This is a genomic window from Acidicapsa borealis (genome assembly GCF_059115245.1).
Map to the genome: position 1 here is coordinate 1,479,787 of NZ_JCACNY010000001.1, position 12,461 is coordinate 1,492,247.

A 12,461-nucleotide genomic window follows, 5' to 3' on the forward strand; every position below is an offset into this window, starting at 1 on the left:
GACCCTGCGGTAGAAGTGCGGTCTAGTGCATGGCTCCGCCGCCACCGCCCGCGCCGGGTTTGTTCTTGTTGAGCAGGAAGGCGAGCACCACCATGCCTGCAGCCATCCAGAAAAGCATCTTGTAGACATCCTGGTAGCCAAGCATCGCGGCCTGGCGCTGGAGCTGCTCATAGATACTGCCCGCGGCCATGCCCTGGCTGTTCGGTGCGCCGACGGCATTGCTGAGCCCGGCTGTTAGCCCCTGTACCGATTGCGCGTAGGGGATATTGAGTGGCGTCATGTGCTCCTGCAACAGGGCTTCATGGTGCAGGCTGCGGTTCGTGACGAGCGCGCCGGTGACAGCGATGAAGATACTGCCGCCAATATTTCGCACAAAGTTGATGAGGCCGGCGACCTGATTGCTGGCTTCCTTCGGCATGCCGACGTAGGCCGCTGTCGTGATCGAAATGAAGGCAAACGGAATTGGAGCCAGTTGAATGACGCGCAGGATGCTGGCGTTGGCAAAACTCATGTCCAGGCTGAGCTGCGTCGTGCTGTACCAGAAGGAGAAGGCGAAGATGACGAAGCCGCAAGCGGCCACGTTGCGCGCTGGGAACTTGCCGGTGGCCCATCCGGCGAAGGGCATGACAAACAGCAGCGAAAAACCGCCGGCGGTCAGCGCCAGTCCGGCGTTGGTCGCGGTGTAGCCGAGTAGTTGCTGCAGGAACTGCGGCTGCAGCACTGTACTGGCGTTCAGCACGCCGCCGACCAGCATCATCAGGAAGCAACAGATGGCGAAGTTCTTGAACTTGAAGAGCCGTAGGTTGATGAGCGGATCTTTCTTCTGCAGCTCCCAGAAAATCAGGCCCACGATTCCGACAACGAACATGACTGCGAAGCTGATGATGAAGCGGGAGCCGAACCAGTCGTCTTCCTCGCCCTTGTCGAGCATGATCTGCAGACCGGCCATGGCCAGCGTCAGGAAGCCGAGGCCGATGTAGTCCATGTTGCGCAGATGCTTGCGGTCAGGCTTGATCCACGGTGGATCGTCGACCATGCGCACTGTCATGAAGTAGGCCAGTATGCCGACCGGGATGTTGATGTAGAAGATCCATCGCCAGGAGTAGCTGTCCGTGATCCAGCCGCCGAGCGATGGGCCGATGGACGGCGCCAGCACGGCTACCAGGCCGTAGAGAGCGAAAGCCTGTCCGCGCTTTTTCTCTTCGAACGAGTCGGCCATGATGGCCTGGGCCATCGGTTGCAGTCCGCCGCCGCCCGCGCCCTGAATCACGCGGCAAAGCAGCAGGATGGGAAGGGAGGGCGCAATGCCGCAGGCAAAGCTGGCGATAGTGAAGATGGTGATGCAGAGCAGGAAGAAGTTCTTGCGGCCCATCACGTTGGAGGCCCAGCCGCCGAGCGGCAGAACGATCGCGTTAGCCACCAGATAGCTGGTCAGGACCCAGGTGCCCTCGTTGGTGCTGGCTCCGAGATCGCCCGAGATGTGAGGGAGCGCAACGTTGGCGATCGAGGTGTCGAGCACTTCCATGAATGCGGCCAGCGCGACCGTGGCGGCAATCGCCCAGGGGTTGGCGCGCGGCTTCCAGCCGGCATGGCTGTCGGAGGAGATGTTCGGATTCTTGACTGTCTTCTCTTGCGACGGCGAATCCGGGACTGAATCCCCGCCGGTCAGAACCCCAGCATTACTGCCCATGCATTTCCCCTTTGGTTTGTTTTGCTGCGCGGGCGAGAGCCCATGGATCTGTGCGAGATGAACGATCTCTGCAAATGCCTGTCTTGTAGCAGATGGCAAAAGCGCGCCGGGGGATGCATAAATGCAGGCAAAAGCAGCCACTACGGAAAGATGAGGAGGATCGCAAGAGATGCAATGGATGACCGGTCAACACAACAATCGGTCGCTCAAGCCAGAAGGGGTGATTAATTTATCGGTCAGCGGGCATAGCGCTCGCTGAAGCAGTTTGTTTTTGATGTCCAAAGTTTCAGGTCGGTGTTGATCCATCCGATTGTCTCTAGAATTCGCTCCACACCTTTAGGAAGGTCGCGAGCGAGAATTGGTTCATGATGAGCTACCCGATTGCGTAGCAGCCGGATGCTTTCAAGCCGCCGATTTAGGAGTTTTCGACCGAGCTTAGCATTCGGAAATGCTTTGTATAGGTGTTTTTCCCAGAGATCGACTGAGTATTTCGGACCAGTGAGGCCTACCCAGAAGCCGAAGGTTAGTTCAGCTACCATTCTCCCGGCGCTGACTGGCTTCCCCTTTGCACGCAGGCTTTCTTTGGCGTTGTCAACTTGATCTTGCTGTGCGGGCCGCCAGACAATGAAGTCGTACCACTCTTCGTTGCCAAGCCCGCTTGAAAGAACAAGGTGCATGGCATTGCGCAGCGGTATTTCTAGCCCTTGAAGCAGGCCATACAATGCTTCAGAGAGTGCTGTATTCCGCTCGTACAGCATGATCGCCTGCTGCATATCGAATGAAGCGAGTGCCATATAGGGCCCCAGCCGCTCCTTTGACAGAAGCTGCTCAATACTTGCCAACTGAGTTGGGCTGTAAGCGAAATGAGATTGCATTGAATTTGAAACGTACTATACTAGATTTGTAAGCCCCGGTGTCGCCCCTACTTCACGAAAGTGAAGCACGTGCCCGGGGCAACGCTATTTATAGCCAATCTCCGAACTGTACCGGCAACTTTGCACAAACCGAACTGTTCTTATCTGCGCATCCAGAGCGTGACGAGGATTTGCATGGTCAACCCGCCGAGGCAGTCGATGCCGACATCGACGATGGAGCCGCTGCGGTTGGGTAGAAAGAGCTGGTGTACTTCGTCGCTCGAAGCAATGAGCAGTGTTCCCAACATGGCCAGGCCGTGGCTGATCCAGAGCCGGCGCGAAAACGGGGCCGCCGTACGCCACGTCATCCAGAAGGCGCGGAACCAGGCAATGGAAAGGATCCCGTAGCCGGTGAAGTGGCCGGCCTTGCGGATGGTCAGGTGCAGACGCCACCATTGCGGCTGGGTGAAATGGCGATGCAGCACCCACTCAAAGAAGCGTTGGAGCGGCCCGGTGGTGTGATCCGCGCCAAATGTCGTTGTAGATTCGAGTGCGATGGCACCGATACAAATCAGCACCGGGATCCAGGCGCTGAGCTGGTAAGCAGCTGCGCCTGACCTTCGGACTGGTTCATTCGTCGCCTCAGCAGGCGAACTACTCGACATGGTAGTTTGGCGCTTCGCGGGTGATGATCACGTCGTGGACGTGGCTCTCGCGAAGTCCTGCGCCCGTGATCCGCACGAAGCGGGCATTCTCCTGCAGCTCCGTAATGGTGGAGCAGCCGAGGTAGCCCATGCCGGAGCGCAGGCCGCCGACCAGTTGCAGGACCATGCCTTCGAGCGGTCCGCGATAGGGGACGCGGCCTTCGATGCCTTCAGGAACGAACTTGGCGAGACGGTTCTGGCTGGAGCGCTCGCGTTGGACAACGTTCTCGACGCTCTCGGAAGATTCGCCGGCATCGTCGCTGGCCTGGAAGTAGCGTTCGCTGGAGCCGAGCGCCATCGCGGTGAGCGAACCCATGCCGCGGTAGGACTTGAAGCTGCGGCCCTGGTAGAGGATGGTTTCGCCCGGGCTCTCGTCTACACCGGCAAAGAGCGAGCCGATCATGACCGAGCTGGCGCCGGCGGCGATGGCCTTGGTAACTTCACCGGAATACTTGATGCCGCCGTCGGCGATGACCGGGATGCCGCGTTCTTTGGCTGCGCGGTAGGCTTCGGCGACTGCAGTGACCTGGGGCATTCCAGCGCCGGTGACCATGCGTGTGGTGCAGATCGATCCGGGGCCGAAGCCGACCTTGATCGCATCCGCGCCGGCGTCGATCAGGGCCAGTGCGCCGTCGTAGGTTGCTACGTTGCCCGCAAGCAGGCCCACATTGGGGAAGGCTTTCTTCACTTCGCGGACAGCCTCCAGCACGCGGCTCGAGTGGCCGTGCGCCGAGTCGATTGCCAGACAATCGGCGCGGGCGCGAACCAGTTCGGCGGCGCGTTCGAGGAAGTCGCCCGTGGCTCCGATGGCTCCTCCGACGCGCAGGCGGCCCTTGGAGTCCTTGCTGGCGTTGGGATACTTGAGTTTCTTCTGGATGTCCTTGACGGTGATCAGGCCCTTGAGGTGGTACTGATCGTCAACGACCAGCAGCTTTTCCACGCGGTACTTGTGCAGGATCAGCTCGGCTTCTTCGAGCGTGGTGCCGACCGGGACCGTGATCAGGTCGGTCTTGGTCATCACTTCGTCGATGGGAACGTCGGTGCGGGTCTCGAAGCGCAGGTCGCGATTGGTCAGGATACCTACCAGGCGCTTGCCGCGCGTCACAGGAACGCCGGAAATCTTGTAGCGGCGCATCACTTCGAGAGCTGCCGCAATGGGCTGATCGGGTTCAATCGTCACGGGATCGACGATCATGCCGCTTTCCGAGCGCTTGACCTTATCGATTTCCCCGGCCTGCTCGGCGATGGAGAGATTGCGATGCACAATGCCAATGCCACCCTGCTGCGCCATGGCGATGGCCATGCGCGACTCGGTCACGGTATCCATGGCGGCCGAGATCAGCGGCGTGTTCAGAGTAATGTGCTTGGTGAGCTGGGTCTGGGTGCTTACCTGCGTCGGAACTACATCCGAGTGGGCAGGGACGAGCAGGACATCGTCAAAAGTCAGTGCTTCCGGGAGAGGATGAGTCAACATAAGGATCAGATGCTCCTGGCATCGTGGACGCTTCAAGATGGAGGCTTCAGGGTTGAGTAGGGCTACGAGCCTCGCGCGTGGCAGGAGCTTCTGGTTATTGTAGCGGAGCCGTCAAGGGAAGGGATGAATGGCAGTGGAATTCTGCAAACCGTTACCAGTCGTCCGTTTTGGGGGAATACCTGCGCGCATATTGCGCATCGTCGGACGCCGATTGCGCTCTGTCCTAACACCGATTGCGCAATGATGGACACGGATTGCGCATTGCACAACGATGATTGCGCAAAGTCCTACGGCTGCACTGTCTCGAATCGCTTGAAGAAGCTGGAATCTAGGTAGTGCGGACGGGTGGGGTTGTCGGCGACGGTGCGGGCGAGGTCGGCGAGGAAGCTGTTGAACTGCGCGGCGGCGGTCAGATCGACGGGCTGGGTGAGGTCGTCATCGGTCGAGTGGTAGCGCTGGGCCAGCCATTGGCGCCAGGCCTTGTACTCCGGCGACCCGGCAGCCCAGCCAAATTTGAAGGCCAGCGCAGGAATTCCGGCTTGCACGAAGCTGTACTGATCGGTGCGAATAAAGGAGTTACGGTCCGGTTCCGGGTCGGTAGCGATCTCGATATGATGCTGCGAGCCGACAGCTTTAGCCTGATTCGCTAAGGTGGACTGCTCCAAGCCCTGCACATGCAGCTTCTTGAGCGCGAAGATGGGCATGAACATATCGAGATTGAGGTCGGCAGCAATGTCCTTTTCCGGAACGGTCGGATGGCCTGCGTAGTAGCGTGACCCGAGCAGTCCTTTTTCTTCTGCGGTGAAGATAAGAAAGAGGATAGAGCGCTTCGGCCGTTCTTTGGCGGCGCTGAATTTGCGGGCTACTTCGAGTACCGTGGCTACACCCGAAGCGTCGTCCATGGCTCCGGCGTAGATGGTTTTGCCGTTGATCGGCTCGCCGACGCCGAGATGGTCTAGATGGGCGGAGACGAGGACGTATTCGGACTTCAGGGACGGGTCGGAGCCAGTCAGTTTGGCGGCGATGTTCGGCGACTCGACATGCGAGACCTCGGCTACGACCTTTGCTTTCAATGACTTGCCAAGAGCGAAGCGGGGCAGCGGCTTCTGCGCGTCTGCCAGGGCGAGGATGTCGGCGAATGTGTGACCTGTGCCTGCGAAAAGCTTTTCGGCCTGCGCTGGGTTGAAGGTGGCGGTGAACATTTCGCCGTGATCGTCGGCAAGCGCTGGGTGGCGCCTGGCGAGAGCTTCCGCGCCGGGCGATGGAGCGAGGCGCATGCCTGGCTGCGATGCGCTCGATGCGACGCGCTGCCAGCCAAAGTCCATCGATTTTGGTGTAGGGATTGAGACGGCGCCAACCGCCCCGGCATCGCGTAAAGCCTTCAAAAATGGCGACGTACGCGCGAATGACTTGAGCGGGCCGGGCAGGTCGGCGGGGCCGCCGTTGATGTAGACGACGATCTTGCCTCTGAGCTGTGCGGCGGGGAGTTCGGGCGAGTCGAAATCGTCGTACTTCGCCTCAGGCAGGTGCAGGCCGTAGCCGATGAAGACCAGCGGCGCGTCGATGGTCTTGGGCTGGGCGAGGCGGCTGCCGAGGATGGCGTCTTCGCCGAGCGCTAGCAGAGTGATCTTGCCGTCGGCCACAAGGCTGAGCGAGGATTTGTCGGCAAGGATGCGCTGTACGTCGAACTTTACGGGCTGGAACCAGCCGCCGTTGACGCCAGCCGGTTCGAGGCCGTCGGCTTTGAACTGGGAAACGACGTAGTCGGCGGCTTTGATGTATTCAGCGCTGCCGGTCTGGCGGCCGCGCATCGAGTCATCGGCGAGCACCTGCACATGCGCCCACCACTGCTTTCCGGCGGCGTCGTCCGATTCAGTTGCAGACTGCGATGCGGCGTTGAGGGTGACGGCGGCGATGGCGAGGGCGGAAAGGCTGGCGCGGAAAGTTTTCATTGGGCGGTTTCCTGACTTGCAGGATACACGTGGGAAAGCAGGGAATAGGGACGAGGGAATAGGGGATAGGGAATAGGGAATAGCGGCTGGATTGAGTCCAGCCACCGGATTCCTTTTAGTGGGTCATGGCTTCGTTGAACTGGATGAAGAATTTTTCGTAGTTCTCGATTCCGTTGTGTTCGGCGAAGCGGAGGGGTTTGACCTGTTCGACCAGCACTTCGTGTGCTTCCGGCTGGGTTTCCAGGATTTGCATGACTGCCGTAATGAAGTCCGGCAGAGGCATGGCGCGCGGGTCGGCGGCCTGTGCTGCGCCCATCAGCTCGGTCTGGACGTAGGGAGGGATGATTTCGATGACCTGGATTTTGGTTGCGCGGAGCTGGAAGCGGAGCGACTGCGTCCAGGAATGCATGGCGGCCTTGGTGGCGTTGTAGGTGGGGGTCAGAGCGAGCGGAAGGAAGGCCAGGCCGGAGCTGACGGTGAGGATGGTGGCTGAGGGCTGCTTTTGGAGCTGCGGCAGTAGGGCGCTGGTCAGGCGGATGGGCCCCAGGACGTTGGTGTTCAGGATGGCCTCAGCGGAAGCAAGCGCGGAGGGGTCGCCTGCCTGCGCTAATAGATTTTCTATGCGCATGATGCCTGCGTTGTGGATGACTGCGTTCAGCGTCGGGTGCGATATCGCTAGCTGCGCGGCTACGGCGGTGATGCTCGCCGGGTCTTCGATGTTCAGCTCTACGGTGTCGATTGCGTTTGGGCCGGGATTGGCGTCTGCGGTTTCCTGGAGCGCCTGCTTGCGGCGGCCGGCGATGATGACCTTGTTGCCGAGTTTATGGAAGGCTTCGGCGAGTCCGCGGCCGATGCCGGAGCCGCCGCCGGTGATGAGAATGGTATTGCCTGTGGTTTTCATGAAATGGGAAATCTCCTGTGGCCGGGATCGCCGTGCGGCATTGCGCGGTGGCCGGCACTGATGCAAGGGTAGGATGGTGTGAGGCAAAGGGGAAGTAGGCACTTGAAAGATTCCTACTTACCTTTCAGTGCGTGGATGCGGTGCGAGGCCTGAAATGAGCTGATCAATGGCGTTTGGACGGAGCGGGAGACCGAGGTGAGGAAGATGCAGGATCGGCTGGCTGCTTCCCGGGCTGCGCATGGGGCCGAGATACAGACTGATCCGGCTGTCGAGGCGCTGGTGCGTGAGATTATCGGGCGGGTGGCGGACAAGTGGACGATGCTGGTGATCGCAGTTTTGCGTGAGAGCCATGGCTATGCACTCTCTCAATCCGCAAGCTAGAATGGCACGGTCAATGCCGAGGTTACCCGATGTATCGCTTTTTGCTTGCTGCAGCATTCCTCTTCACTTCGTTCTTCCAGGCTCCGGACGGTCCTGCTGTTGGAGATGTGGTGGTTTCGAAGTCGGCAAATGCTTCCATCGTTGAATTCACGTTGATTTCTGCCACTGGCTATGTCCATTTTGCGGTTCCGGGGGAGTGGTCGGTGATTGCGATGCAGAGCAAGCCGCCTGTGACTGTCACGGCGTTTCAGGTGGCGAATGCGGCTGATCAGAAGACCGCGGATTCATCGAATGCGGTTGTCAGCGTGATCGACAAGGATACGGAAGAAGGCAAACGCGCTCTGGGCCGGGTGGGAAAAAGTTATGAGGGCAAAGTCGAGCAACACGAAAGCGCGGGCTGGGATTGTTACTCGCAGACGGCGCATCAAAATCAGATGGTTTACACGATCCTGGACGCCAGAAAAGATATCGCGGGAGAGACTGTGACGGTGCGGGTGGCTTGGCCTCACCTCACTGGGAATGCGGCTGGGTACGACGATCGTATGCAATCCGTTTTCAATACGATGTTGAGTAGTATTGACGGCAATGCTGGGCCATATTCGATGAAGCCGGGTGATGTGGTTCGGAGGCCGCAGAAATAAGCGGTAAGGTCTTGAGATTCCGGCGATGCCGCTACGAAGTTTGCTACTTCTTCGGAGTTTCTTTACCTGTTGGCTGAGTATTCATTGTCGGCATACCGAAAAAGCCGATGTGCAATTCGTCTTTCGGAATGAAGTTGGTGAGATGTACCCGGAAGCGATCGGCATCGAGCTTTTCGACCGGGCCGGGGGAACAGAAGCTGACTAGAGTTTGCGACTTCGGTGGTTACGTCGTCAGCGGTGTCATTGCGGAAGTCGTAATCGACGATAACTTTCTGAAAGCTGATCGTCAGGACCTCTTTGGCCATGACGACACGAGTTTCTCGGCGGGCGACGAGGCCGCCAGCGGCGATGGATGCCGCTCCGTCATCGGCAAAGGATGCGCAGGGTGACAATGCAACTATCAGACAGAGCAGTAGGCTGCCGAGGCTGCTTTTACCAAATTTGGGATGCAAAGGAAGTTCCATTGAGGTCATGCGGATTTTAGTTGCGCATCTGCAATTGCTGCGGCAATCACCTCATCGTCTACACCGTGCTTTCGCAGGCTTTCAGTCAACAACCTTTCAGGAGAGTTCTCCAGCAACTCCAGATGTTTTCGAAGGCCCTGCCCAATGTAGGCACGAATCAAAGGCTGATAGCCGGAAAAGCCAAGCGCTGGGGCAATCTCCTTAAGATCGTCGATAACGTCCTCAGGCAGACGAATGCTTACCATTGTCATTGGCCGGTCTTTACGCATGCGTAACTTGATACGTTCACTCATTGTTTTCATAGCGTCTCCGTTCGTACGGCGTGGCCTCCCGTGCAGAAATGATGCGTATCAATCCGTTTTCTCGCACGACATGGACAACATACAAAACTTTCCAATCTTTGCTCATTCCTATGGCGGCCTCTCGCGATTCTGACTCTGGATTCGAAGATGCAGTTGCATCTTCGAACTCTACCAACGGATCTAGAAACACCTGACAGGCGGCCTCAAATTCGGATGCCATGTTTGGCTACATTGGCAGCAGCCTTGTCCAGGTTCCATACAAATCGCTGTCCTTGGTAGAGAAAATGAAAGTCCACAAGCGCTAACGTATATACGTTGTATGGATGAAGTCAAGAGTAGAGCAATTGCTGGCGCTGATTCGCTGATCGCATTGAATTTCCGGCGGATTGGCCGTATTCTATATATGCAGACGAATTTGTCCGCCGCGCTGTGTGCAATCCGGGTGGCGGAGAGAGGAGTGGGCTTACAGCCCACTTTTTCTTTGGACTAAACTTTGGGCTCGGCACTGTACTTGTTGACCCCTTCCGTTCAGCCCCACATTGCACAAAGTTGACCAGCAGAACGGGCGTTTGGGGCCCGATAATCGAGTTTGTAAATGGCAGTGAAGCTGGACGAAATTCGCAAGGTGGCGGAACGGGTGGCGGGAACGCTGGGGCTGGATGTGGTGGACGTCGAGTTCACCGGCCAAGCGAAATCCCGGGTACTGTGCGTCTATCTGGAGAAGAATGCTGCCGGGCGGGCGGCGCAGGCGAAGGTTGCACAGTCGCAGCTGGCGGCTTTGACGGCAAATCCGGAGAGTGAAATTCCGGCGGAAGAGCTGGTTTCAGTGCCGGACAAGTTTGCGAAGGGCGAGCTTGATCCGGAGCATCTTTCCTGGCTTACGCATGAAGATTGCGCTGCGTTCAGCCGGGATTTTGGCACTTTGCTCGACGTCGAGGACCTGGGCCCGGATGGCGAGTATGTCCTGGAAGCCAGTTCGCCGGGATTGGACCGGAAGCTGACGAAGAGTGTAGATTTTCATCGGTTCCTGGGTTCGCTGGTGAAGTTGCAGACCTTTGAGCCGATTGCCAACAACCGCAGTTGGCAGGGCCGTTTGACAGCGGCCAGCGCGGACGCGATCACGCTTGACCTGACCGCGACGAAGCAGAACAGCAAGGCGCGCAAGACCGGTGTGAGCACCGTGGAAATTGCCTTCCCGAACATCGAGAAGGCGCATCTGGTTCCCGAGTTCTAGTCCGGGTTCCTATCGAATTTGCTTTCGGCGGCAACGCATCGAAAGCCATCCCCCAGTACGTTCAGCAGGCCATGGCTGGTAAGCAGCGGCCGTGGAAGGAAAGTCAGAGATATGTCCAGCTCGTTGTATCAAAGCATTGAAGCTCTGAGCCGTGAGAAGAGCATTGACCCGGGAATCATCGTCTCCGCAGTGGAGGAGGCAATCGCCCTCGCTACCCGCAAGTACTACAAAACGCAGGAGAACATGCGTGGTGAGTTGAACAAGGAGACGGGCGAGATTGCCGTCTATGCGTTCAAAACGGTGATGGGCGACGAAGAAGAGATTGAAGACCCGGTCAACCAGATCACTCTGGAAGAGGCGCAGGCGCTGGCCGCTGGCGCGGAGCTGGAGCCGGGCAGCGAGATCCGGCTGTACAAGGACACGCGTCCGCTGGGCCGCATTGCCGCGCAGCTGGCGAAACAGGTGATCTTCCAGAAGGTTCGCGAGGCGGAGCGCGATACGGTTTTCAACGAGTATGCGCATCGCGAAAAGGAAGTGCTTTCGGCAGCGGTGAAGCGGATCGAAGGCCAGGACATCATTATCGATCTGGGCAAGGCGGAAGCACGCATGCCGAAGCGCGAGCAGTCGCGGCTGGAATCGTTCACGGTGGGCGAGCGCATTCGCGTGGTGTTGCTGAAGGTGGATCGTGCGGCCAAGGGACCGCAGGTCGTGGTTTCGCGGGCGGCTCCGGAGCTGGTTTCGAACCTGTTCCAGTCGGAAGTGCCGGAGATTTACGACAACACGGTAGTGATTCGCGCGATTGCCCGCGAGGCTGGCGAGCGGACCAAGATTGCTGTGATGTCGCGCGACAAGGATGTGGATCCGGTTGGCGCGTGCGTGGGCATGAAGGGTATGCGCGTGCAGTCGATTATTCGCGAGCTGCGCGGCGAAAAGATCGACATCATCGAGTACAACGAGGAGATTACGACCTTTGCGGAGAAGGCTTTGCAGCCGGCCAAGGTTAGCCGCGTTTCGATTGTGGATCTGCAGGACAAGCAACTGGAAGTGATCGTGGACGACACGCAGCTTTCGCTGGCGATCGGCAAGAAGGGCCAGAATGTTCGCCTGGCTGCGAAGTTGCTGGGCTGGAAGATCGACATCAAGAGCGAGGAAGAGAAGCGCCAGGAAGTGGAGCAGCAGATGACGGGCTTCTCCGGTGGCCCTTCGACGCCGATCGAGGCTGTTACGGAGCTGGGCGAGACGATTATCCAGAAGCTGGTGGCGGCGGGCATTACGACCGTCGAGAATCTGGCCGACATGACCCCCGAGCAGCTGGAAGAGATTCCGGGCATCGGCGAAAAGACGCTGGAGCGCATCAGTGTGGCGGTTCGCCACTACTTCGGCCAGTACGAGGAGGGTGAAGTGAATCCCAACGCAGCAGACCCGACAACAGCCGAATCACCAGCGGATATCGAAGAAGCTCAAGGTGTTGAAGGCGATATCTCAACTGAGGTCGACGAGCCCGGTACTCCGGACAAGCCGACTAAGGAAGCGACGACTGATTTGAAGCCGGATTCAACACCGGGAACCGAAGCCACGGAAACTCTGGAAGCGGAGCTTGAGGCTGATCCAGAGCGCGCACGGCCGGTGGATGATGACGATGTAATCCCGACGGCAGACCCCGATACCGAGGAAGTGAACGCGGAAGCAATTCTTGAAGAGACCGAAAAAGCGGAAGAGGGAACGATCGATTCCGGCGAAAGTAAGGGCGACGCATAGCATGCGGCGCCCCATAAACACTGTTTCAGAGGATAATAGCAATAGGCAGGGCTTGAATTGCCGCGAGGTTGCTATGACCAGTTAACCGACATAGGGCAAGACAACG

The 12,461-nt window shown here is 58.5% G+C and carries 13 protein-coding genes; 4 read left to right on the plus strand and 9 right to left on the minus strand.

The features are described 5' to 3' along the window. Positions 1-22: 22 nt before the first annotated feature. The 6 genes from AC5S27_RS05960 to AC5S27_RS05985 all read right to left on the minus strand — a co-directional run bounded on the left by AC5S27_RS05960 (position 23) and on the right by AC5S27_RS05985 (position 7,575). The gene (locus AC5S27_RS05960; RefSeq protein ID WP_493933643.1) at positions 23-1,690 is read right to left on the minus strand and encodes a DHA2 family efflux MFS transporter permease subunit; all 1,668 of its coding nucleotides are present in this window, start codon (positions 1,688-1,690) and stop codon (positions 23-25) included. A gap of 236 nt (positions 1,691-1,926) precedes the next feature. Then, a complete protein-coding gene (locus AC5S27_RS05965) occupies positions 1,927-2,484 on the minus strand; it encodes an Abi family protein (protein ID WP_493933644.1) in 558 nt (185 codons plus the stop codon). A 221-nt stretch (positions 2,485-2,705) separates the two neighbouring features. Further along, on the minus strand, positions 2,706-3,209 hold the full coding sequence (locus tag AC5S27_RS05970) for a VanZ family protein (RefSeq protein WP_493933645.1): 504 nt from the start codon (positions 3,207-3,209) through the stop codon (positions 2,706-2,708). Further along, positions 3,199-4,722, minus strand: a complete 1,524-nt coding sequence (gene guaB / locus AC5S27_RS05975; RefSeq protein WP_493933646.1) for an IMP dehydrogenase — start codon at positions 4,720-4,722, stop codon at positions 3,199-3,201. Before guaB ends, AC5S27_RS05970 begins: the two co-directional genes overlap by 11 nt. 287 nt (positions 4,723-5,009) lie before the next feature. Then, positions 5,010-6,674 carry a M20/M25/M40 family metallo-hydrolase gene (locus AC5S27_RS05980; protein ID WP_493933647.1) on the minus strand — a complete coding sequence of 555 codons (1,665 nt, stop codon included), beginning with the start codon at positions 6,672-6,674 and terminating at the stop codon, positions 5,010-5,012. Between the two features lie 115 nt (positions 6,675-6,789). Further along, the gene (locus AC5S27_RS05985; RefSeq protein ID WP_493933648.1) at positions 6,790-7,575 is read right to left on the minus strand and encodes an SDR family oxidoreductase; all 786 of its coding nucleotides are present in this window, start codon (positions 7,573-7,575) and stop codon (positions 6,790-6,792) included. Between the two features lie 195 nt (positions 7,576-7,770). Here AC5S27_RS05985 and AC5S27_RS05990 point away from each other — a divergent pair, with 195 nt between their 5' ends. Both AC5S27_RS05990 and AC5S27_RS05995 read left to right on the plus strand, forming a co-directional pair. Further along, positions 7,771-7,956, plus strand: coding sequence for a hypothetical protein (locus tag AC5S27_RS05990; protein ID WP_493933649.1), 186 nt, complete (start codon positions 7,771-7,773; stop codon positions 7,954-7,956). Positions 7,957-7,985: 29 nt separating this feature from the next. Beyond that, entirely contained in the window at positions 7,986-8,597 is a 612-nt protein-coding gene (locus AC5S27_RS05995; RefSeq protein ID WP_493933650.1) for a hypothetical protein, read from the plus strand. Positions 8,598-8,659: 62 nt separating this feature from the next. Here the strand turns inward: AC5S27_RS05995 and AC5S27_RS06000 are convergent, their stop codons facing one another. Genes AC5S27_RS06000 through AC5S27_RS06010 form a run of 3 tightly spaced genes read right to left on the minus strand, consistent with a single transcriptional unit; the run spans position 8,660 to position 9,583 of the window. Next, complete coding sequence (locus AC5S27_RS06000; RefSeq protein ID WP_493933651.1) at positions 8,660-9,070, minus strand: DUF4424 family protein; 411 nt, start codon at positions 9,068-9,070, stop codon at positions 8,660-8,662. Further along, complete coding sequence (locus AC5S27_RS06005) at positions 9,067-9,363, minus strand: hypothetical protein (protein WP_493933652.1); 297 nt, start codon at positions 9,361-9,363, stop codon at positions 9,067-9,069. The genes AC5S27_RS06000 and AC5S27_RS06005 overlap by 4 nt, the downstream gene beginning before the upstream one ends. Continuing rightward, positions 9,347-9,583 (minus strand): BrnT family toxin, encoded by a 237-nt coding sequence (locus AC5S27_RS06010; RefSeq protein ID WP_493933653.1) that lies wholly within the window; start codon positions 9,581-9,583, stop codon positions 9,347-9,349. The genes AC5S27_RS06005 and AC5S27_RS06010 overlap by 17 nt, the downstream gene beginning before the upstream one ends. Before the next feature lie 375 nt (positions 9,584-9,958). Here AC5S27_RS06010 and rimP point away from each other — a divergent pair, with 375 nt between their 5' ends. Next, complete coding sequence (rimP, locus tag AC5S27_RS06015) at positions 9,959-10,597, plus strand: ribosome maturation factor RimP (RefSeq protein ID WP_493933654.1); 639 nt, start codon at positions 9,959-9,961, stop codon at positions 10,595-10,597. Between the two features lie 111 nt (positions 10,598-10,708). Continuing rightward, positions 10,709-12,355: a transcription termination factor NusA gene (nusA, locus tag AC5S27_RS06020; RefSeq protein ID WP_493933655.1), complete on the plus strand. Its 1,647-nt coding sequence runs from the start codon at positions 10,709-10,711 to the stop codon at positions 12,353-12,355. Positions 12,356-12,461: the final 106 nt, after the last annotated feature.